Origin of the sequence: Actinomadura kijaniata NBRC 14229 (assembly GCF_001552175.1) — a bacterium.
Classification (GTDB): Bacteria; Actinomycetota; Actinomycetes; order Streptosporangiales; family Streptosporangiaceae; genus Spirillospora; species Spirillospora kijaniata.
On record NZ_BCQR01000139.1, the window covers coordinates 1 to 21,116 of the forward strand.

20 protein-coding genes are annotated in these 21,116 nt (G+C 74.3%); 14 read left to right on the plus strand and 6 right to left on the minus strand.

Translation table 11 applies throughout. The features are described 5' to 3' along the window. The first annotated feature begins 244 nt into the window (after positions 1-244). Positions 245-1,072, plus strand: a complete 828-nt coding sequence (locus AKI01S_RS35025; RefSeq protein ID WP_067827680.1) for a shikimate dehydrogenase — start codon at positions 245-247, stop codon at positions 1,070-1,072. Here the strand turns inward: AKI01S_RS35025 and AKI01S_RS35030 are convergent. After that, positions 1,069-2,439: a prenyltransferase/squalene oxidase repeat-containing protein gene (locus AKI01S_RS35030; RefSeq protein WP_067827683.1), complete on the minus strand. Its 1,371-nt coding sequence runs from the start codon at positions 2,437-2,439 to the stop codon at positions 1,069-1,071. The genes AKI01S_RS35025 and AKI01S_RS35030 overlap by 4 nt on opposite strands. 141 nt (positions 2,440-2,580) lie before the next feature. Between AKI01S_RS35030 and AKI01S_RS35035 the strand changes: the two genes are divergently transcribed. Further along, positions 2,581-3,315, plus strand: a complete 735-nt coding sequence (locus AKI01S_RS35035; protein ID WP_067827685.1) for an HIT family protein — start codon at positions 2,581-2,583, stop codon at positions 3,313-3,315. Here AKI01S_RS35035 and AKI01S_RS35040 read toward each other — a convergent pair. Both AKI01S_RS35040 and AKI01S_RS35045 read right to left on the minus strand, forming a co-directional pair. Beyond that, positions 3,285-4,238, minus strand: a complete 954-nt coding sequence (locus AKI01S_RS35040) for a PfkB family carbohydrate kinase (RefSeq protein WP_067827691.1) — start codon at positions 4,236-4,238, stop codon at positions 3,285-3,287. The two genes, AKI01S_RS35035 and AKI01S_RS35040, sit on opposite strands and share 31 nt — an antisense overlap. After that, complete coding sequence (locus AKI01S_RS35045; RefSeq protein ID WP_084000557.1) at positions 4,239-4,709, minus strand: NUDIX domain-containing protein; 471 nt, start codon at positions 4,707-4,709, stop codon at positions 4,239-4,241. Positions 4,710-5,202: 493 nt separating this feature from the next. Between AKI01S_RS35045 and infC the strand changes: the two genes are divergently transcribed. The 8 genes from infC to pheT all read left to right on the plus strand — a co-directional run bounded on the left by infC (position 5,203) and on the right by pheT (position 13,445). Continuing rightward, positions 5,203-5,772: a translation initiation factor IF-3 gene (gene infC, locus AKI01S_RS35050; RefSeq protein WP_305790811.1), complete on the plus strand. Its 570-nt coding sequence runs from the start codon at positions 5,203-5,205 to the stop codon at positions 5,770-5,772. 227 nt (positions 5,773-5,999) lie between these two features. Beyond that, positions 6,000-6,194 carry a 50S ribosomal protein L35 gene (gene rpmI / locus AKI01S_RS35055; RefSeq protein ID WP_067488686.1) on the plus strand — a complete coding sequence of 65 codons (195 nt, stop codon included), beginning with the start codon at positions 6,000-6,002 and terminating at the stop codon, positions 6,192-6,194. Positions 6,195-6,267: 73 nt separating this feature from the next. Next, positions 6,268-6,645: a 50S ribosomal protein L20 gene (gene rplT, locus AKI01S_RS35060; protein ID WP_067827701.1), complete on the plus strand. Its 378-nt coding sequence runs from the start codon at positions 6,268-6,270 to the stop codon at positions 6,643-6,645. Between the two features lie 44 nt (positions 6,646-6,689). Further along, positions 6,690-7,502 carry a TrmH family RNA methyltransferase gene (locus tag AKI01S_RS35065; RefSeq protein WP_067827706.1) on the plus strand — a complete coding sequence of 271 codons (813 nt, stop codon included), beginning with the start codon at positions 6,690-6,692 and terminating at the stop codon, positions 7,500-7,502. Positions 7,503-7,805: 303 nt separating this feature from the next. Next, positions 7,806-8,339 carry an STAS domain-containing protein gene (locus AKI01S_RS35070; protein WP_084000559.1) on the plus strand — a complete coding sequence of 178 codons (534 nt, stop codon included), beginning with the start codon at positions 7,806-7,808 and terminating at the stop codon, positions 8,337-8,339. A 216-nt stretch (positions 8,340-8,555) separates the two neighbouring features. Then, complete coding sequence (locus AKI01S_RS35075) at positions 8,556-9,716, plus strand: sensor histidine kinase (protein WP_174567441.1); 1,161 nt, start codon at positions 8,556-8,558, stop codon at positions 9,714-9,716. 139 nt (positions 9,717-9,855) lie between these two features. Further along, on the plus strand, positions 9,856-10,965 hold the full coding sequence (gene pheS, locus AKI01S_RS35080) for a phenylalanine--tRNA ligase subunit alpha (protein WP_067827709.1): 1,110 nt from the start codon (positions 9,856-9,858) through the stop codon (positions 10,963-10,965). Then, the gene (gene pheT, locus AKI01S_RS35085; RefSeq protein ID WP_067827713.1) at positions 10,965-13,445 is read left to right on the plus strand and encodes a phenylalanine--tRNA ligase subunit beta; all 2,481 of its coding nucleotides are present in this window, start codon (positions 10,965-10,967) and stop codon (positions 13,443-13,445) included. The genes pheS and pheT overlap by 1 nt, the downstream gene beginning before the upstream one ends. A 61-nt stretch (positions 13,446-13,506) precedes the next feature. Here pheT and AKI01S_RS35090 read toward each other — a convergent pair whose 3' ends face one another. Further along, positions 13,507-14,214, minus strand: coding sequence for a TetR/AcrR family transcriptional regulator (locus AKI01S_RS35090; RefSeq protein ID WP_245681911.1), 708 nt, complete (start codon positions 14,212-14,214; stop codon positions 13,507-13,509). Positions 14,215-14,303: 89 nt separating this feature from the next. On the opposite strand from AKI01S_RS35090, the gene AKI01S_RS35095 reads away from it, so the two are divergent. From AKI01S_RS35095 to AKI01S_RS35105, 4 genes are all read left to right on the plus strand, one after another. Beyond that, positions 14,304-15,761 (plus strand): MFS transporter, encoded by a 1,458-nt coding sequence (locus tag AKI01S_RS35095; RefSeq protein WP_157420376.1) that lies wholly within the window; start codon positions 14,304-14,306, stop codon positions 15,759-15,761. Beyond that, positions 15,758-16,117 (plus strand): nuclear transport factor 2 family protein, encoded by a 360-nt coding sequence (locus tag AKI01S_RS35100; RefSeq protein WP_067827719.1) that lies wholly within the window; start codon positions 15,758-15,760, stop codon positions 16,115-16,117. Before AKI01S_RS35095 ends, AKI01S_RS35100 begins: the two co-directional genes overlap by 4 nt. A gap of 150 nt (positions 16,118-16,267) precedes the next feature. Beyond that, positions 16,268-16,438 carry a hypothetical protein gene (locus tag AKI01S_RS51130; protein WP_157420377.1) on the plus strand — a complete coding sequence of 57 codons (171 nt, stop codon included), beginning with the start codon at positions 16,268-16,270 and terminating at the stop codon, positions 16,436-16,438. 242 nt (positions 16,439-16,680) lie between these two features. Beyond that, the gene (locus tag AKI01S_RS35105) at positions 16,681-18,297 is read left to right on the plus strand and encodes an ABC-F family ATP-binding cassette domain-containing protein (RefSeq protein WP_067827724.1); all 1,617 of its coding nucleotides are present in this window, start codon (positions 16,681-16,683) and stop codon (positions 18,295-18,297) included. Positions 18,298-19,098: 801 nt separating this feature from the next. On the opposite strand, the gene AKI01S_RS35110 is transcribed toward AKI01S_RS35105, so the two are convergent. Together AKI01S_RS35110 and AKI01S_RS35115 are read right to left on the minus strand one after the other, a co-directional pair. Further along, positions 19,099-19,959 (minus strand): ABC transporter permease, encoded by an 861-nt coding sequence (locus tag AKI01S_RS35110; RefSeq protein ID WP_084000560.1) that lies wholly within the window; start codon positions 19,957-19,959, stop codon positions 19,099-19,101. Further along, entirely contained in the window at positions 19,956-20,921 is a 966-nt protein-coding gene (locus AKI01S_RS35115) for an ABC transporter ATP-binding protein (protein ID WP_067827727.1), read from the minus strand. The genes AKI01S_RS35110 and AKI01S_RS35115 overlap by 4 nt, the downstream gene beginning before the upstream one ends. Between the last annotated feature and the right edge of the window lie 195 nt (positions 20,922-21,116).

Consider the following 21,116-nt stretch of genomic DNA (forward strand, 5'->3'; position numbering starts at 1 on the left):
CCCCGCCTCGCGCGGCCGGTCGGCCGCCAGGGACCGCCCGGCGGGCGGGGGCTGGGCCGCCGACGGGGCCAGCAGCGCGACGGCCAGCCCCACCGCCGGGACGGAGGCGGCGGTGAGGGCGGCGAGCCGGGGGCGTGTCATCATGTCTCCTTCACGGGGGGTACACGTGCGGGGGCCACGGCGCGAACAGCGATCCTAGGCCCCGCGCAGGCATAACTACAATGAGTGACCGGGTGAAGACACTATGACCTCACGGGCGGCGGTGCTCGGCTCGCCGATCACGCACTCGCTGTCGCCGGTGCTGCACCGGGCGGCGTACGCGGCGATGGGCCTGGACGGGTGGAGCTACGACGCGTTCGAGTGCGGCGAGGACGGGCTGGCGGGCTTCCTGGACGGCCTGGGCCCCGAGTGGGCGGGGCTGTCGCTGACGATGCCGCTCAAGCGGGTCGCGCTGAAGCTGGCCGACACGGTGACGGACCTGGCGGCGGGCGTCGGCGGGGCCAACACGCTGGTGCTGCGCGACGGGCGGCGGCACGCCGACAACACCGACGTGCACGGGATCGTGGCCGCGCTGACCGAGGCGGGCGTGGCCGCGCCCGCCTCGGCGCTGGTGCTGGGCGGCGGCGCGACCGCCGCCTCCGCGCTGGCGGCGCTGGCCCGGATGGGCCTGACCGGGGCGACCCTGGCGGTGCGCAGCCCCGAACGCGCCGCCGGGACGGCCGCGGTGGGGGAGCGGTTCGGGCTGGCGGTGCGGGTGGAGACCCTGGACCGGGTGCCGGAGCTGCCGCCGTCCGCGCTGGTGGTCAACACGCTGCCGGGCGCCGCCGCCGACGCGTTCGCCGAACCGGTCGCCGCCTCCGGCGCGGCCCTGTTCGACGTGGTGTACGCGCCGTGGCCGACACCGCTGGCCGAGGCCGCCACGGCGGCGGGCGCGACGGTCGTCGGCGGGTTCGCGATGCTGCTGCACCAGGCCGTGCGGCAGGTGACGCTGATGACCGGCCGCGACGACGTCCCGGTGGCGGCGATGCGCGCCGCCGGCGAGGCCGAGCTCGCCCGCCGGGCGGGCGGCTAGCGCACCGCCGGCGGCGGCTGCTGCTGTGTCCGGCGGCGTTTCATCGCCTCCTGCATGACCGTCAGCACGATCGGCAGGATGACGCTGAGCCAGAAGTCGCGCCAGTCCCACAGGTCGACGGCCACCCCGACCAGGCTGCCCAGCGCGACCAGCGCCAGCGCCAGCGCCGCCCAGTGCCGCCGCAGCAGCCGCAGGACGTGCCGGTGGGCGCGGCCCGGCAGCACGCTGCTCAGCGGCCGCCCCCGGGCGTGGGCGTGCTGGACCACCGTCGCGTCCGGCAGCCAGTACACCAGGTCCCCGTCGCGCAGCAGCGGCGGCCGCGACAGCGCGTTCAACGCCTCCAGCCGCCACCACAGCGTCCACAGCGACGACAGGCCGTCCCCGCCGAGGCCGCCGAGGCGCGGATCGACGACCTCCTCGCGCATCAGCGTCCGGAACGCCCGCCCCACCAGCGGCCCCGGCACGCCGCGCGGGTCCTGCAACAGCGCGGCCAGCGCCAGCGGAAGCCCGTAGTGCCACAGCGCCAGCCGCCACACCGGCTTGGCGGCGGGCCCGTGCGGGGCGACGTCGTAGGTCTCGATCCACACGTCGCTGCCGGCGGGGTCCAGGTGCTCGCGCAGCCAGTCGTAGGCGGCCAGCACCCGCTCGTCGCGCCGGTCCGGGGCCGCCTCCACCAGCGTCAGCAGCGTGAACGCGGTGTGCGTGACCGTCGGCGCGGCGGTCGGCGTCGGCCCCCAGGCGGGCCGGTGCAGGGTGCGGTCGGCGGTCAGCCACTCCACGCCGTGCGTGACGGCGGGCTCGAACGGGTCCAGGCGCACCAGCGCCCGCAGCGCCAGGCAGGTCAGCCAGGTCCGCGACGGGCAGCCGTGCATCGAGCCCCAGCCGCCGTCGGCGTTCTGGTTGCGGAGCAGCCAGCGGTGGGCGCGCCGCAGGTCGGGCGCGCCGGGCCGCAGGTCGCAGCGGGCCGACGCCAGGAACCGCGCGATCCACGCGGTGGCCTCCACCACCGGCATGCCCAGGCTGGTCTTGGTGGCCCAGCCGCCGTCGCGCAGCGGCTCGGTGGACACCGACTGCCGCGCCGCCAGGAACGCCAGGCCCTCGTCGAAGTGCTCGAACGGCCGTCTGGCCTCGACGAACGCCAGCAGTCCCAGCGCGGTGGCGGTCGCGCCCGGCTCGGGCCGGGTCAGCTCGTGGTACCAGCCGCCGCCCGTGCCCTGCGCGCTGGCGTAGGTGTCGCGCAGCACGTCGAACGACTCGTCCAGACGGGCGGACAGCACGGCCGTGTCGAGCACGGCGACACCGGGCGCGGGATCGGCGACGGGCGGCGCCGGTCGGATCGCCGGGGGGATGAGAGGGGGAGTGTTCACGGGGCCTGCCTTCCAAGGGATTTGTTCCCGTCAGGCCACTTTTCGCAACCTCGAGGTCCCGGTGGTCTGACCCCGCCCGCACAGATCGCCGCCGGTTCTGGGGGGACACGTTCGGTAACCGATCGCGAGGAGGCCGCCGTCATGGAGGTCAGGGACAACGACGGCCGGGCGGGCGCGGACTGCGTACTGTGCCCGCCGCTGCGCTTCCGGCTCAACGCCATGGTCGACCTGCCCGGCGCGGACGGGGTGCTCGCCGCCGACGACCGGCTGTTCCTGATGCCGGACCTGGCGCCGCTGGCCGAGGGGCACCTGCTGCTGGTCACCGCCGAGCACCACGCGTGCGCGGGCACGTTCGACCCCGGGCTGTGGGCCCGCGCCCGGCGCTGGCGCGACCATGTGGCGGGGCTGTACCTGGCCGCCTACGGCAGCGCCGACCTGGTGCTCTTCGAGCACGGTCCGGGCAGCCCGCAGGGCGGCGGCGCCTGCATCGACCACGCGCACTGGCACCTGGTGCCCGGTACCGCCGGGGTCCGCGCCGTGCTGGAGGGCCGGGGCCTGCGCGGCGAGGCCGGGTCGCACGACGCGCTCCGCGAACGCCACCGGGCGGGCCGCTCCTACCTGCTGGTGGAGGAGGACGACACCGCCACCGTCCACCCCGGCGACGGCGTGCCGAGCCAGTTCCTGCGCTGGGCGGTGACGACCGCGCTGTACGGTCCCGGGACGTGGCGCTGGCAGGAGACGTTCGGGCTGCCCGAGAGCCGCGCCCGCTTCCGCCGCACCCTGGAGACGCTGCGCCCGCTGTGCGCCGGCCGGCCCGAACCCGTCGGTCGGCCCGAACTCGTCGGTCAGCCGGAGCGCGCCGACAGCCACCAGTAGAGCTCCCCGGCCGTCAGCCGGTCACCGAACCCGGCGCGCTCCACGCCCTCCCCGTACCCGGTGGCGTACTCCAGCTCCAGTCGGTCGCGCTGGTGGGCCAGCACCCGTTCCAGGCAGCCGGGCCCGAACCGCAGCAGCCACAGCGGCCGTCCCGGGACCAGCGCGTCCAGCGCGGGCAGCAGCTCCCGGACCTCCCCGGCCTCCACCGGCGCCGGCCGCCCCAGCAGCCGCGCCACCGTCGCCGCCTCGGTGACCACGATGTCGGCCAGCTCCAGCACCGGCGTCACCTCGGCGGCGGGCAGCCGCGCGTCCACGTCGTGCGGGACCACGTCGAAGGCCACCAGCGTCCCGGCCCGCCGCGCGATCGCCGCCGCCCGCCGCAGCGCCGCCGCCGAGATCGGCGACAGCAGCGAGTACCCGTCGGTGAACAGCACGTCGGCCCGGCGGATCTCCCCGGCGGCGCGCCGCACGTCGGCCTCGGTCAGCCGCCGCGACGGCGCGTGCTCCTCGGCCACCAGCAGCCGCACCCCCGGCCCGTCCGCGGTGGCGCGGTCGCGCAGCATCACCGACACGGCGTTGGCGGCCCCCGGCTCGGCCCGCAGCAGGTCCCGCACGCCCAGCCGCCGCAGCTCGCGCCGGATCAACGGCGTGAAGTCGTCGTCGCCGATCTTCCCGGTGACCGCGATCCGCCGGAAGTAGCCGGTGGCCCGCCGCGCCAGGTTGACCGCCGTCCCGGCCACCATGATCCGCGCGGGCGCGTAGGTGAGGCGGTCGGCGGTCAGCTCGGTGAACCGCACCTCCGGCAGCGCGGCGCGCACCTCGATCCGCACGTCGCCCATCACCACCAGGCCGAACCGCCGTTCCACGACGCCGTCGAGCCCGGGGCGGTCCACCGGCGTCCCCGTGGGACGGACGAGATCCACTCAGCCTCCCGCGTGCAGTCGCAGGAACGCCCGCACCACCGGCCGCAGGTCCGGGATCAGGTCGTAGCCCCACACCTCGTCCATCGGCACCCAGGAGGGGTCGGCGAGGTGGTCGGTGGGGGTCTGGTTCCGCACGGTCGGCTCCAGCGAGCGGGGGCGGCACACCCGCGCGGCGGCCACCACCCGCACCCGGTCCCCGGAGCGCTCGTCGGGCATGAACCACTGCCACAGGTGGAACGGCGGGCCCGGATCGACCTTCAGCCCGACCTCCTCCCACACCTCGCGCCGGATGTGGTCGTCCAGTCCCAGGTCCCCGGCCGGTTCCAGCCGCCCGCCGGGCACCTCCCAGCGCCCGGGATGGCGGGGGTCGGCGGCGGTCTTGCGGACCAGCAGCAGCCGGCCGTCGTCGACGATGAAGGCCTTCTGCGCGAACTCCAGCCGGAGCGGCGGCACGGTCCTGGGAAAGGGCATCGCTGGCGCCTCCGGTAGGCGGTCCTGACCTCTACGTAACCCGCGCGCCCGCCCCCGGAACGCTCCCCGCGGGCACAAGACCGTCACCCCGCCCGCCCGCCCGGCGCGGACGGACCGGCCGAGAGGTCCGGCGGAAGCCTCGGACGGGGCGCGCGCGGGCGCCGCGGACGCCGTTCGCCGCACCGGCGACGAGGTGATAGTCTTGGTGGTCGACCGGCCTGGAAGGACCGTCCTCACCGACGGACCGCCCCAGGCGCTCAAGCGGAGGCCACCTCCCACCTAGCCGGCCGTACAGGTTGGCGGGTCTCGGTCCGGCGTCGCCCTCGTCGGCGACGTTCCGTTCGCGTCGCCTCCGGCGACGCGGCGACCGAAGGTGGCCCCGTATGCGAGTCGTACGGGGCTTTTCGCATGGACTGCCCGGGGTACGACCGGTCCCACAGCACAACGCTCCAAGTCATGGCCCCAGGGAGGTCCCATCAGCGCCGAACCGCGTATCAACGACCGCATTCGCGTGCCAGAGGTCCGGCTCGTCGGCCCGAACGGCGAACAGGTGGGCATCGTGCCCATCGCCAAGGCCCTTGAACTCGCGCGTGAGTCGGACCTCGACCTCGTCGAGGTGGCGCCCACCGCGCGCCCGCCCGTCGCGAAGCTCATGGACTACGGCAAGTTCAAGTACGAGTCCGCGATGAAGGCGCGTGAGGCGCGGAAGAACCAGGCGCACACGATCATCAAGGAGATCAAGCTCCGGCCGAAGATCGACCCGCACGACTACGAGACCAAGAAGGGTCACGTGGTGCGGTTCCTGAAGGCCGGGGACAAGGTCAAGGTGACGATCATGTTCCGCGGTCGTGAGCAGTCGCGACCCGAACTGGGCTTCCGCCTGCTGAACCGGCTCGCCGAGGACGTCCAGGAGCTGGGCTTCGTGGAGTCCCGTCCCAAGCAGGACGGCCGGAACATGATCATGGTGATCGGCCCGCACAAGAAGAAGGCCGAAGCCAAGGCCGAGGCCAAGGCCGAGCGCGACAGCCGCGCTCAGCAGGAGTCGGACGCCGGGACCGCCTGAGCGGTCCTGCCGGGCCACCGGAGACGGCCCGCCGGACGCCGCGACACGGTCGCGACGTCGACCGGGGGCCGCCTCCGTTCCCGACGGCCCCGCCCCGAGCGGGTCCGAGACGCACGTACATTGAGCCTGTCCAGGCGCGGTGCCGCGTGACATGTAGCAGCGCGCCCGTTCAGGCGCGCCTCCGTGCCGCCGCGCGGAGGCCACGAGTAGAGGAGACGACGGCGACCATGCCGAAGACCAAGACCCACAGCGGTGCCAAGAAGCGCTTCAAGCTGACCGGCTCCGGCAAGGTGATGCGCCGCCGCGCCAACAAGAACCACCTGCTCGAGCACAAGCCGACCAAGCGCACCCGCCGCCTGGACGGCCCGGCGGTCGTGGCCCCGGCCGACGCCAAGAACATCAAGAAGCTGCTGCGCAAGTAAGTAGCTCTCCGACCAGCAATCCGTACGACCGGCCGGTGCCCGAGTCACCGGCCCCCACGAAGGAGTACAACACGTGGCACGCGTGAAGCGGGCGGTCAACTCCGCCAAGAAGCGTCGGGTCGTCCTGGAGCGGTCGAGCGGCTACCGCGGCCAGCGGTCGCGCCTGTACCGCAAGGCCAAGGAGCAGCAGCTCCACTCCATGACCTACGCCTTCCGGGACCGCAAGGACCGCAAGGGCCAGTTCCGTCGGCTGTGGATCCAGCGGATCAACGCCGCCGCCCGCGCCAACGGCATGACCTACAACCGCCTCATCCAGGGCCTGCGCCTGGCCGAGGTCGAGGTCGACCGTCGCATGCTGGCCGAGATGGCCGTCAACGACGCCGCGGCGTTCGCCGCCCTGGTCCAGGTCGCCAAGGACGCGCTGCCCGCCGAGGGCAGCGAGGCCGCCTGAACCCGGCCTCTCCGACAGCGAGACAGATAGCGAGTAATCAACGTATGGCGGGCCGCGAGCTGACCTCTGTCCGATCACCCCGGGTGAAGGCGGCTCGACGGCTCGCCAAACGCGCGTTCCGGCGCCGGGAGCGCCGGTTCCTGGCCGAGGGGCCGCAGGCGGTGCGGGAGGCGCTGGCGATCCCCGGCGGGCTGGCCGAGCTGTTCACCACCGCCGAGGCCGAGACCCGCCACGCCGACCTGGTGGCGGCCGCCGAGCGCGCCGACGTCCCGGTGCTGCGGGTCAGCGGCGAGGTCATGGCCGAGCTCGCCCAGACCGTCACCCCGCAGGGGCTGCTGGCGGTCTGCGAGTTCCTCGACGTCTCCCTGGACGCCGCGCTGGCGACCACGCCCCGGCTGGTCACGGTGCTGGCGCACGTGCGCGACCCGGGCAACGCCGGAACGGTCCTGCGCACCGCCGACGCCGCCGGGTCCGACTCGGTGGTGTTCACCGACGCCTCGGTGGACCCCTACAACGGCAAGTGCGTGCGCGCCTCGGCGGGCAGCCTGTTCCACCTGCCGGTGGTGACCGGGCCCCGGTTCGACACGCTCATCCCCGAGCTGCGGCGCACCGGCCTGACGGTGCTGGCGGCCGACGGCGCGGGCAAGCGCACCCTGGACGACTCCATCGACGACGGACTGCTGGCCCGGCCCACCGCCTGGGTGTTCGGCAACGAGGCGTGGGGTCTGCCCGAGGAGATCCTCGACAACGTCGACGAGGTCGTCCGCGTTCCCATCTACGGCCGCGCCGAGAGCCTGAACCTGGCGACCGCCGCCGCGGTCTGCCTGTACGCCTCGGCCCGCGCCCAGCGTTCCTGAGCGGCGCGCGGGGGGCGTGCGCGGGAACGTCACAGGGACGTTACGTGTCCATCTGACCACAAGCGGTCGCGACGGACCTCCTTTTCTGGCATGTGACCTGGAAGGATGGTTCGCGCGCGGTGGCGGGACCGCGCCGGAACGGCCGCGGGACCCCGGGGACGCCAAGTCCCGGTAAAGCCCGTTCCAAGGCTCGTACCAAAGTAGGAGCGCAGACCAACCCGCTGGCGGATCCGAGTGTCACACGGGTTGCCTACGGTGTTGGTGAAGGCGGCGAACACGCCGTGCGAAGTGGGGGCTGACGTGATGACCGACGACAACGGGGCGGCCGGACGGCCGGGCCGACGGAGCCCGGGAGTGCGCTGCCGGCCGCACCCGGCCCAGCGGCAGGCGCCGCGACCGGCGCAGTGGTCGTCGACGCAGTGGCCGTCGGCGCACCTCCGGGCGCGCGCCGCGCTCCCGGTGCGCGACGTGCGGGAGCTGGGCGAGCCCGGCGACCTGCGGGTCGTGCTGGCCCGCGCGCAGGGCGACACGGCCGTGGCCGCGGTCTCGGGAGAGATCGACCTGCGCACCGCCGACACGCTGCGCACCCGCCTGACCGAGCTGCACGCCGCCGGCTTCCGCCGCCTGGTCGTGGACTTCGCCGAGGTGTCGTTCTGCGACGCGACCGGGCTGGGGGCCCTGGTCGCGGTGCACAACCTGGTGCGGGAGCAGGACGGCGAGGTCCGGCTCGTCCGGGTGCGGCCCGCCCAGCTCAAGCTGCTGCGCGTCACCGGGCTGCACCGGCTGTTCGTCACCGACCGGCACGACGCGGCCGACGCACCCGCCCCGCGCCCGTGACCGTGCCCATGACCGTGCCCGCGTCCGTGCCCGTGACCCCACGCCGGTAACGGCGGGGAGTGCGGGGACCGTGGGGACGCCGCGGCGGGGACGGGACGACGCGGAGGTCACAAAAGGCTTTCCGGGAGGGGTTCGTCGGGTCCCGTAACGCCGCCGACTCCGGATAGAGTCTGTTGTCGACAGGCGGCGTGTTGCACCGGTGTTCGGGAGGCCGTTGTGGGCGGAGAGGAATCCCCCGACGTGCCGCCGCGCGCGCCCGCCGGCGGTTCCCCGGTGCCGGGCGACGAGGTACCAGGCGGCGAGGTGCCAGGTGACGAGGCGCCGGGCGGCGAGGTGGGGATCGACGACCTGCCCGACGGCCTGGTGGTCGCCGACGACTGCGCGCGGGTCGTGGCGTTCAACGCCGCCGCCGCCCGGATGACCGGTGTCGACCCGGCCGACGCGCTGGGCCGCGACTTCCGCGACGTGCTGCCGCTGCACGACGCCGAGGGCCGCGACTGGTGGAAGTGCCTGGCCCCCTACGAGGGCCTGGCCACCCGCACCCGCCACCCCGAACGCTCCCTGTTCCTGCCCGGCGGCACCGAGCTGCTGGTCACCGCCCGCTACCGGCGCGGCGCGGGGGGCCGCGTGGAGCGGTTCACGATCGCGCTGCGGGACGCCGCGCACCGCGCCCGCCAGGAACGCGACCGCGCCGACCTGGTCTCCACCGTCGCGCACGAGCTGCGCTCCCCGCTGACCAGCGTCAAGGGCTTCACCGCCACGCTGCTGGCCAAGTGGCACCGCTTCAACGACGACCAGAAGCGCGTGATGCTGGAGACCGTCAACGCCGACGCCGACCGCGTCACCCGCCTGATCACCGAGCTGCTCGACGTGTCCCGCATCGAGGCGGGGCGGCTGGAGATGCACCGGCAGGTGGTGGACCTGGCCGAGGAGGTCCGCAAGGTCATCGCGGGCCGGGTCGCGGCCGGGGACCCCGAGGACCGCTTCCACTTCGAGACGCGCGGCGAGCTGCCGGAGATGTGGCTGGACCCCGACAAGATCGACCAGATCCTCTCCAACCTGGTCGAAAACGCGGTGCGGCACGGCGCTGGTACTGTCACCATTGTGGTGGAGCCGGACGCGCATAAGGAGGGGGCCGCCGTGTCGGTGCGCGACGAGGGCGAGGGCATTCCGCCCGAGGCCGCCCAGCGCGTCTTCCGGCAGTTCTGGCGCGGTCCCGGCGGCAACCGCCGCGGCGGCACCGGCCTGGGCCTGTACATCGTGAAGGGCCTGGTCGAGGCGCACGGCGGCACCATCACCGTGCAGCGCGCCCCCGGGGGCGGCGCCGAGTTCCGATTTACCCTGCCCGCAGGGGCTCCCGACTACGCGACGAGCTAGCCGAGCCGGTCCACGCGACCGGTCCACCCTCGTCGCCGGGCCCCGGGCGGGCGGCGCGTACCGCGCACGCTTTCCGGATCCTCACCGTCCGAGCACTAGACTGCGGACGTCCCACGCCGACCGGAGTTCTCACACCACCATGTCTGCACCCAACAAGTCCTACGACCCCGTCGAGGTGTCCGCGTTGCAGCCCGAAGCGCTCGAACGCGCCCGCGACGAGGCCCTGGCGGCGATCGCCGCCGCGGGCGACCTCGACGAGCTGAAGCAGGTCCGCCTCGCCCACGCGGGGGACCGCTCCCCGCTGGCGCTGGCCAACCGCGAGATCGGCGCGCTGCCCCCGCAGGCCCGCGCCGAGGCGGGCAAGCGCATCGGCGCGTCCCGCGGCGCGGTCGCCCAGGCCCTCAAGCGGCGCCAGGCCGAGCTGGAGGAGGAACGCGACCAGCGCGTCCTGGTCGAGGAGACCGTCGACGTCACCCTGCCCTGGGACCGCGCCCCGCGCGGCGCCCGGCACCCGCTGACCACCCTCCAGGACCGCATGGCCGACGTGTTCGTGTCCATGGGCTTCGAGGTCGCCGAGGGCCCGGAGGTCGAGGCGGGCTGGTTCAACTTCGACGCCCTGAACTTCAAGCCCGACCACCCGGCCCGCTCCATGCAGGACACGTTCTTCGTGGAGTCGGAGGACACCGACGTGGTGCTGCGCACGCACACCTCGCCGGTGCAGGTCCGCGCGATGCTGTCGCGGGAGCTGCCGGTGTACGTGGTCGCGCCGGGCCGCACGTTCCGCACCGACGAGCTGGACGCCACCCACACGCCGGTGTTCCACCAGCTGGAGGGCCTGGCCGTCGACGAGGGCCTGACGATGGCCGACCTGCGCGGCGCGATCGACGCGTTCGTCAACGGCATGTTCGGCGAGGGCCTGAAGACCCGGATGCGGCCGTCGTACTTCCCGTTCACCGAGCCGTCGGCCGAGGTCGACATGTTGTGCTTCGTGTGCCACGGGCGGTCGGTGGAGGTGGGCGCGCCCGCCTGCCGGACCTGCTCCTCGGAGGGCTGGATCGAGCTGGGCGGCTGCGGCATGGTCAACCCGCGGGTGCTGGCGGCCTGCGGCATCGACCCCGAGCGGTACAGCGGCTGGGCGTTCGGCCTGGGCGTGGAGCGGACGCTGATGTTCCGCCACGGTGTTGAGGACATGCACGACATGGTGGAGGGCGACGTGCGGTTCACCCTCCCGTTCGGGACGGAGATCTGATGCGGGCCCCGCTTTCCTGGCTGCGCGAGTACGTCGAGCTGCCCGAGGGAGTCACCGGCCGCGAGCTGGCGGCCAAGCTCATCGACGCGGGTCTGGAGGTCGAGACGGTCGAGCGGGCCGGGATCGACATCACCGGCCCGATCGTGGTCGGCCGGGTGCTGACCGTCGAGGAGCTGACCGGCTTCAAGAAGCCGATCCGGTTCTGCACCGTGGACGTGGGCGCGGCCAACGGCACCGGCGAGCCGCAGAACATCGTGTGCGGCGCGACCAACTTCGCCGCCGGCGACCTGGTCGTGGTGATCCTGCCGGGCGGCGAGCTGCCCGGCGGTTTCAAGATCGGCGCGCGCAAGACCTACGGCCGCATGTCCGAGGGCATGATCTGCTCGGTGACCGAGCTGGGCATCGGCGACGACCACTCCGGCATCCTGGTGCTGCCGGAGGGCACCGCCGAGCCGGGCACCGACGCGATCGGGCTGCTCGGGCTGCGCGAGGACGTGCTGGACATCGCCGTCACCCCGGACCGCGGCTACGCGCTGTCGATCCGCGGCCTGGCGCGCGAGGCGGCCATCGCCTACGGGGTGCCGTTCCGGGACCCGGCCGAAGTGGAGCCGCCGACCGGCGAGGGCGGGTCGTACCCGGCGTCGATCGCCGACCCGACCGCCTGCGACCGGTTCGTGCTGCGCGAGGTCCGCGGCTTCGACCCGAACGCCACCACCCCGCTGTGGATGCGGACGCGCCTGTTCCGCGCGGGCGTGCGCCCGGTGTCGCTGGCGGTGGACGTCACCAACTACCTGATGCTGGAGCTGGGGCAGCCGCTGCACGCGTTCGACCGGACCAAGCTGACCGGCCCGATCGTGGTGCGCCGCGCCGAGCCGGGCGAGAGGCTGGAGACCCTCGACCACGTCAAGCGCGCCCTCGACCCCGAGGACGTCCTGATCACCGACGGATCGGGCGCGATCTCCCTGGCGGGCACGATGGGCGGGCTGGCCACCGAGATCGACGACGCCTCGACCGACATGGTCGTCGAGGCCGCGCACTTCGACGAGGTCGGCGTCGCCCGCATGGCGCGGCGGCACAAGCTGCACAGCGAGGCGTCCTACCGGTTCGAGCGCGGCGTGGACCGCGAGCTGCCGCTGTACGCGTCCTACCGGGCCGTGCGGATGCTGGCCGAGCTGGGCGGCGCGGAGATCGTGCCCGGGGTCACGCACGCCGAGGCCCCGGTGGAGACCCGCACGGTCACGATGGCCGCCGCCCACCCGGCGAGGGTCGCGGGCGTGGACTACGACCGCGCCACGGTCGTGCGGCGCCTGGAGCAGGTCGGCTGCCGGGTCGAGGGGGAGGAGACGCTGACGGTGACGCCGCCGTCGTGGCGTCCCGACCTGAACGACCCCAACGACCTGGCCGAAGAGGTCATCCGGCTGGAGGGCTACCGCAACATCCCGTCCCGCGCGCCGCGCCCGGTCGCCGGTCGCGGGCTGACCGCCGACCAGCGGCTGCGCCGCCGCGTCGGCCGCGCCCTGGCCGGGGCGGGCTATGTCGAGGTGCTGAACTACCCGTTCGCCTCCGAGAAGGACTGGGACGCGCTCCAGCTTCCGGCGGGCGACGCGCGCCGCGACGCCCTGCGGCTGGCGAACCCGCTGTCGGAGGACGAGCCGCTGCTGCGCACCACGCTGCTGCCGGGGCTGCTGAGGACCCTGACCCGCAACGTGGGCCGCGGCTTCGGCGACCTGGCGCTGTTCGAGCTGGGCGTGGTGTTCCGGCCCCGCCCGGACGCGCCGAAGGTCGCGCCGCGGCTGCCGGTGGACCGCGGCCCGTCCGCCGAGGAGATCGCCTCGGTGGACGCCGCGCTGCCGGACCAGCCGCGCCGGGTGGCGGTCGTGCTGGCGGGCGAGCGCGAGCCGTCCGGCTGGTGGGGCGGGGGCCGCCCCGCGAACTGGGCCGACGCGGTGGAGGCCGCCCGCGTGGTGGCCGCCGAGGCGGGCGTGGAGCTGACGGTGCGGGCCGACCGGCACGAGCCGTGGCACCCGGGCCGCTGCGCGGCGCTGTACGCGGGCGACACCCTGGTCGGGCACGCCGGCGAGCTGCACCCGCGCGTGGTCAAGGCGTACGGCCTGCCGCCGCGCACCTGCGCGATGGAGCTGGAGCTGCGCGGTCTGGGCGAGCCCCGCGACGTGACGGCCCGGCCGGTGGCGACCTACCCGGTCGCCACCCAGGACGTGGCGCTGGTGGTGGACGCCTCCGTCGCGGCCGCCGAGGTGGAGGCGGCGCTGCGCGAGGGCGCGGGCGAGCTGCTGGAGTCGGTCCGGCTGTTCGACGTCTACACCGGCGAGCAGGTGGGCGAGGGCCGCAAGTCCCTGGCCTACGCGCTGCGCTTCCGCGCCTCCGACCGCACCCTGACGGCCGAGGAGGCGACGCGGGCCCGTGACACGGCGGTCGCGGCGGCCGCCGAGCGCACCGGGGCGGTCCTGCGCGGCGCGTAGCGACGCGACGCACCGAGGCGGCCCGCATCCCCTTCCCGGGGGTGCGGGCCGCTTCGTCGTCTCAGGAGGGATCCGGCAGCCCCAGGGACCGGACGAGGTCGAGCATCTCGGCGCGGTGCAGCGCGGCCGGGTCGTTGGCGAGCGACAGGTGGCCGTACAGCTCCAGCGCCACGAGCCCGTGCATGCGTCCCCACACCCGCAGGGTCAGGGCGAGGGCGGCGGGCGGCAGGCCGGGAAAGGCCGCCTGCGTCTCGGCGACCAGGTCGGGGGAGAAGTCGTCCCAGCTGTGATCGCCGTCCTGGCGGTCCCGGGCGTGCGGCCAGGCGGCGGCGACGAGCCCGGTGAGCCCGGCGCAGGCGCGGTGGTGCGCCTCGCGCGCCGGTCCGCCCTCGGGCGGGCGGTACCCGGCGACCGGGTCGCCGTAGATGAGGCGGAACCCCTCGGGGTTGGCCAGCGCCCATTCGCGCACGGTCCGGCCCCAGGCCATGACGCGGCCGCCGGGGTCGTCGGGCGGGACGGCGTCGCGCGCGGCCTCGGCGGCGTCCACCAGCGAGGTGTAGACGTCGCTGATCAGCGTGGTGATCAGGTCGTCGCGGGTGGCGTAGTAGCTGTAGATCGCCCCGGCCGTCATGCCCATCTCGCGGGCGATGGCGCGCAGCGAGATCGCGTCGGTGCCGCCCGCCGCCATGAGGTCCAGCGCGATCTTCTTGATCTCGGCGCTGGTCTCGGCGCGCAGCCGGTCGCGGCGGCTCATCTTCGGCTCGTTCACCCTTGACACTTTACAGCGTTGCGCTACTGTTCGGCGTGGCAACTCTGAACGCCGTGTAGTAATTGTCTGCCGTACAGGAGATTTTCGCTGTGCAATCCCCCTCCGGACGCGCCGGGCCGAGGCTGGCCCTGCTGGCGTTCACGCAGCTCATCGTGGCTTTGGACTACAACATCGTGTACGTGGCGCTGCCCGATCTCGGGTCGGCGCTCGGCTTCAGCGCCCAGTCGGTGCAGTGGGTGGTCAGCGCCTACGCCGTCGGCCTCGGCGGGCTGCTGCTGTTCGGCGGCCGGGCCGTGGACCGGCTCGGCGCGCGCCGGATGTTCGTGCTCGGCCTGGCCCTCTACGGCGTCGCCTCGCTGGCGGGCGGCCTGGCCACCTCGCCCGGCACGCTGGTGGCGGCCCGCGCCGTGCAGGGCGTCGGCGGCGCGCTGCTCACCCCGGCGACGCTGGCGCTGATCTACCGGGGCTTCGCCGAGGGCCCGCAGCGCAACCGGGCCATGGGCGCCTGGGGCATGGCGGGCAGCGCGGGCCTGGCCGCCGGATCGCTGCTGGGCGGCGTGCTCACCGGCTACCTCGGCTGGCAGTGGGTGTTCTTCGTCAACGTCCCGCTGGCCCTGATCGCCGTGCTGGCCGCGCCGCGCCTGCTGCCCGCCGACCCGCCCCGCCCGGCGGACGGCGCCTCCTTCGACCTGCCCGGCGCGCTGCTGGCCACTGCGGGCGCCACGCTCCTGGTGTTCGGGCTGGTCAGTGGTCCGGAGTCCGGATGGGGGTCGGCGCGCGCGGCCGGGGCGCTGACCGCCGGGGCGCTGCTGCTGGCGGCGCTGGCGGTCGTGGAGACGCGGACCCGGGACCCGCTGGTGCCGCCGCGCCTGCTGCGCGACCGGGGGCTCGTCACGACCATGGTGGTGATCGCGGTGTTCATGGGAACGCTCGGCGGCGGCTACTACGTGCTGACCAACCACCTCCAGCCGGTCCTCGGCTACGGCGCGCTGAAGGCCGGTCTGGCGTTTCTGCCGCTGACGCTGGTGTGCATGGTGGCGGCGCTGTGGGTCGCCCCCGCGATGGTCGGCCGGTGGGGGCACCGCGCCACGCTGGCGGCGGGCATGCTCGGCACGGCCGCCGGGCTCGCCGCGCTCACCGCCGGGATGTCGGCCGACGGCCCGTTCTGGGCGCTGCTGCCCGGCAGCGTCGTGTGGGGCGTGTCCGGCGGCGTCGCGTTCGTCGCGCTGTTCGTGGCGGCGGGCTCCGGCGTCGCCCCGGCCGAGCAGGGCGTCGCCTCCGGCCTGGCGACCACCGCCAAGGAGATCGGCGGCGCGCTGTTCCTGGCCCTGTTCGTGGCGGTCGCCAACGCGGGCCTGGCCGTGGACGCGGGCGCGTCGCGTCCGGTCGCCGACGTCCTGGACGGGCTGCGCGCCGCGGGCTGGGCCGCCGCCGCCCTCACCGCCGTCGGAGCGCTGGTGGCCCTGCTGCTGCCCCGCCCCGCCGACCCCGCCCCCGAACCCCTTTCCTCCACCGCCCGCCCCGTTCCCGAGGAGATCACGTCATGACCGTCACCACCGAGACCACCGCCGTCGTCCGCCGCTACATCGAGGTCTGGAACGAGCGGGACGCCGCCCGCCGCGCCGCCGCGATGGAGGCCGCCCTCACCGAGGACTCCGTCTACAGCGACCCCGACTACGAGGGCCTGGAAGGCCACGCCGCGCTGTCGGAGGCGATCGACCGGGCGCAGGAGCGGTTCGGTGACCTGCGCTTCGAGCTGGGCGAGGTGCTCGGCGCGCACCACGGCCACGTGCTGTTCACCTGGCGGCTCGGCGCGCCCGGCGCGGAACCGGCCGCCACCGGCTACGACGCCGCCGAGATCGCGGCGGACGGGCGGCTGCGCCGCGTCGTCGGCTTCTTCTAGAACACCCGGCACGTGCCCCCGCGCCACCGTGCGCGGGGGCATCCCCGTGAAATCGGAGGACTTCCGGCGTGGCCGTGCCGGGCGTGCCCGCGCCGCCCTGGAACGGGCCTGACCCGGGATCGCGGCGAGCGAGATCGTCCCCCGCACGCGGTGATCGTGAAGGTGTACGCGGAGCGGGGGCGGTGGAAGCTCCCCAAGGAGGTCCACGTCTACGGCCTGCCGGGCGTTCCGCGGGTCCTGCACGCCGACGAGCACGCCGGGACGGTGGTGATGACGCTGCTGCCCGGCGTCGCCGCCGGCATCCGTGGCCCGGCCCGCTAATCGCTCCTTGCGTTGCGTTAACGGCCGGGGGTACAGTGGCCTGGTCACATCGCCGCCCAGTAGGGGAGTCCCTTGGAGATCTGAGGTCGAGACACCGCGCCGTAGCCGCTTTCGGCTCGCGCATCCTCGAACCTCAGTGGACTCTCGTTCACCGGGCTTTCCCATGCCTTCCGGACGCGCTACGCGTTCCGCGGTGTCTCCATGTGTTCCCGCAAGTCCCGAACCATCATGGAGGACCGCCCATGTCTTTCGCCGTCGTCTGTTCCGACCTCACCTTCGGCTGGCCGGACGGCACGCTCGTGCTGGAGGGGCTGGACGCCGCGTTCGGCACCGGCCGCACCGGCCTGATCGGTGTCAACGGGGCGGGCAAGTCCACGCTCCTGAAGCTGATCGCGGGGGAGCTGAGACCCGCGTCGGGCTCGGTCGACGTCGCCGGGAGCGTCGGCTATCTGCCACAGGACCTCCCGCTCGGTACCGCCCGCACCGTCGCCGACCTGCTCGGCATCAGCGCGGCCCGTGCCGCGCTGCACGCCATCGAACGCGGTGAGGCCACCGAGGAGAACTTCACCGCCGTCGGCGACGACTGGGACGTGGAGGAGCGCGCCCGCGCCGAGCTCGACCGCCTCGGCCTGCACCATCTGGACCTGGACCGCACCGTGGCGACGCTGTCGGGCGGCGAGACCACCATGGTCGGGCTGGCCGCGCTGCTGCTGGCCCGCCCCGACGTGCTGCTGCTGGACGAGCCGACCAACAACCTGGACCTGGACGCGCGCCGCCGCCTGTACGAGGCGGTCGACTCCTGGACCGGGGTGCTGGTCGTCGTCAGCCACGACCGGGAGCTGCTGGACCGCGTGGACGAGATCGCCGACCTGCGCGAGGGCGGCGTCCGCGTGTTCGGCGGCAACCTGTCGGACTACCAGGAGCTGCTGGAGGTGGAGCGGCGGGCCGCCGAGCAGGCCGTCCGCACCGCCGGGGCCGACCTGCGCAAGCAGCGGCGGGAGCTGGAGGAGGCCCAGGTGAAGCTGGCCCGGCGGGCCCGCTACGGCAACAAGGTGGGCGAGAGCGGAAGCCTGCCGAAGATCCTCGTCGGCGCCCGCAAGCGCGCCGCGCAGGTCTCGGCGGGCAAGCACCGCCTCCTGCACGAGGAACGGCTCGCCGGTGCCCGCGAACGCCTGACCGAGGCCGAGGAGGCGGTCCGCGAGGACGCCGCGATCCGGATCGAGCTGCCCGCCACCGAGGTCCCGGCGGGCCGCACCGTCCTCACCGTCACCGGGCTGACCGCGCCCGAGCCCGAGCCCGGCACCCTGACGGAGCTGATCGTCCGGGGGCCGGAACGGATCGCGCTGGTCGGGCCGAACGGCGCGGGCAAGACCACGCTGCTGCGCGCGTTCGCGGGGCCGGACGCGCCCGAGGGGGTGGCGGTGAGGCGGGGCGTGGACGGCGTCCGCTACCTGCCCCAGCGCCTCGACGTGCTCGACGATGCCCGCAGCGTCGTGGACAACGTGCGCGCCCAGGCCCCGGCGGCGTCGGTGAACGCGGTCCGCGCCGGGCTGGCCCGCTTCCTGTTCCGGGGCGACCGCGCCGACCGGCCCGCCGGGACGCTGTCGGGAGGGGAGCGGTTCCGCGCGGTGCTGGCGTCGCTGCTGCTGGCCGAGCCCGCCCCGCGGCTGCTGATGCTGGACGAGCCGACCAACAACCTCGACATGGCCAGCGTCCGGCAGCTGTCCCAGGCGCTGGACGCCTACCGGGGGGCGCTGGTCGTGGTCAGCCACGACCTGCCGTTCCTGCGCACCCTGGGGATCACCCGCTGGCTGCGCGTCGACCGGCGGACCGGGCTGACGGAGGTGGAACCGATGTGACCGGCGCCGTGGCGACCAGCGCAGGGAGCGGAACCATCGCGGGGCGTCGGGCAGGCCGCGGAACGCGGTCCCGAAGTGGTCGGTCGCCCGGCCGTAGTCCACGACGGCCGGCCCGGCGCCCCGTTTCCGCAGGTCCCGCGCGCAGGGGCCGGTGTTGCCGAACGCGACCTGCTCGTCCCCGGACGCGCCGATCAGCCGCACCGGCACGCGCGCGTGGCCCGCAGCATGTCCAGCGACGCGCTCGCCTCCGACGCCGCGTGCCCGTAGGGGTGGAACCCCGACTCCCGCCCGAGCCCCAGGTAGTCGGACGCGACGCCCGCGTACCCGGCTCCGGCGAAGTAGACGGCCGCGACCCGGCCCTGCCCGTCCTCGGCGACGGATCCGGCGATGTGGCGGGCGGCGTGGGTGCCGTGCCCGAAGCTGACGGGGCGGACCCCGCCGCGCCCGGGGGCAGCGCGACCACCCCGCTGGCGGTCGTGGGCCGCCCCCGCTGGTCGACGGTGCGGTGGACGACGCGGTGGACGTCCACCGCGTGCCGGGGGAGCGGGGAGGCGAGGGCGGGATGGACGCGCGCCAGGTGGGCGCGTACCCGGTCGGCGCTCATGCGCGCGACCCGTTCGGAGGACACCACCGCGCCGCGCGAGGGGGACGCGGCGGCGGACGGCGCGGAGGGCAGGAGGAGACCCGCGCCCAGGAGCGCGGCCGGTGCGAACGGCTTCATGCCCTCGACGCCAGGAACCGGCCGCGCTCACTCCCATGGACCTGGACACCGTCCGCGGGGTGGGCCTGACGGCACCGCGGTCAGGTGAGGACCCGCTTGGTGAACGTCCGCGTCGCCCACCAGATCACCACGGCCGTGCCCAGCACCAGCACCGATCCGTACGCCCAGAACGGCATGTGCTCGACCTGCGGGGTCAGCGCCGCGCGCAGCCCCTCGCTCAGGTACACCATCGGGTTGGCGAGGGTGGCGATCTGGAGCCAGCGGATGCCGTCCATGGCGGCCCACGGGTAGTAGACGCACCCGAGCATCGTCATCGGCAGCAGGACGATCGTGAACAGCACCTGCGACTTCTGCGGGTCGATGAGCGTGCCGAGCAGCAGCCCGCCCGCCCCCGACAGCAGCGAGCCGGTGACCATCATCAGCAGGAACAGCGGCCAGTCGTCGATGTGCACGCTCGGTCCCTGGCCCTCGGCGTGGATGAACAGCACCGCCGGGAACACCAGCAGCCCGGCGACGAACGCCTGGGTCGCCGCCGCGATGATCTTCTGCACGCCCAGCAGCGGGACCGGCACCGGGGCCAGCGCCCGGTCGGTGATGGAGCGCTGCCAGGTCAGCTCCATCATCAGCGGGAAGATCGCCGCCATGATGCCCTGCATGACGATCGAGGAGGCGACCATGCCGGGCACCAGGATGGTGGAGAACGTCGGCCCGCTCCCCTGCTGGGCGAACATCGCGCCACCGGTGCCGATCTTCGGCAGCACGTAGGCGAACACGAACACGAACAGCAGCGGCTGGGCGATGACGCGGGTGAAGGTGGACACGAAGTTCTTGCGCATCACCCGCACCTCGCGGGCCATCATCGCCCAGAACGTGCGGGCCAGCGTCGGCCGCGCGGGCGGGGCGGCCAGGGCGGCGGTGTCGGTGGGGGAAACGGCGCTCATTCGCGGTACTCCCGTCCGGTGAGGGTGAGGAAGACGGTCTCCAGGCTGGGCCGGAGCTGGGAGGCGTCGGTGACGCCGACCCCGGCGGCCGACCCGGCGGCGACCAGCTCGCCGAGCAGCCCGTCGGGGGAGTGGGCGAACACCCGCACCTGTTCGCCGTTGACCTCGACCTTCCCGACGCCGTCACGGTCGCGCAGCGTCCTGACGGTGTCGGGGACCGGGCCGTCGTAGACGACGGTGATGACGGTGTCGGCCCCGGCGGTCTCGGTCAGGCCCGCGACGGTGCCCTCGGCGAGGACCTCGCCGTGGTCGACGACCGCGACCCGGTCGCACAGGGCCTCGGCCTCCTCCATGTAGTGGGTGGTGAGCAGGATCGTCTGCCCCTCGCGTTGCAGGCCGCGCAGCACCTCCCACAGGTTGACGCGGGTCTGCGGGTCGAGCCCGGCGGTGGGTTCGTCCAGGAACAGCACCTCGGGCCGGTGCACCAGCGCCCGGCAGATCATCAGGCGTTTGGCCTGGCCGCCCGACATCTCCAGCGGCTTGCCCTTGCGGCGGTCGGTGAGGTTGAACATCTCCAGCAGCTGGTCGGCGCGCCGCCGCGCGTCCCTGGCCGACAGGCCGAAGTAGCGCCCGCGGAACTCCAGGTTCTCGAACGCGCTGAGGTCGTTGTCGAGGGTGTTGTTCTGCGACACCATGCCGATGCGCCGCTTGACCTCGACGGGCCGCCGCACGACGTCGAAGCCGCACACCTCGGCGGTCCCGCCGGTCGGGACGACCAGCGTGGTGAGCATGCCGATGGTCGTGGACTTGCCCGCGCCGTTGGGGCCGAGCAGCCCGAAGAACTCGCCGGGGGCGACCTCGAGGTCGACGCCGCGGACGGCGTGCACGTCGCCGCGCGGGCTGGAGTAGGTCTTGCGCAGGTCCACCGTGCGGATGGCGGGCCCGGGGGAGGGTGGCGTCATGCGCCGGCTCCTTCCGGAGGGAGGCCGGATCGGGGGGAGCCGCCGTCCCGGCGGGAGGCGGCCTCGGTCGGCGGATCGTCGCGGCCGGCCGTGTCGCGGGGGTCTTCGGAGTATGGACGCGGCCGTCGCACGATCACCATGCCCACCTTCTTAACCCTCTGATTTTTAGGTGTCAAATCTTTAGGGATCTAAGTA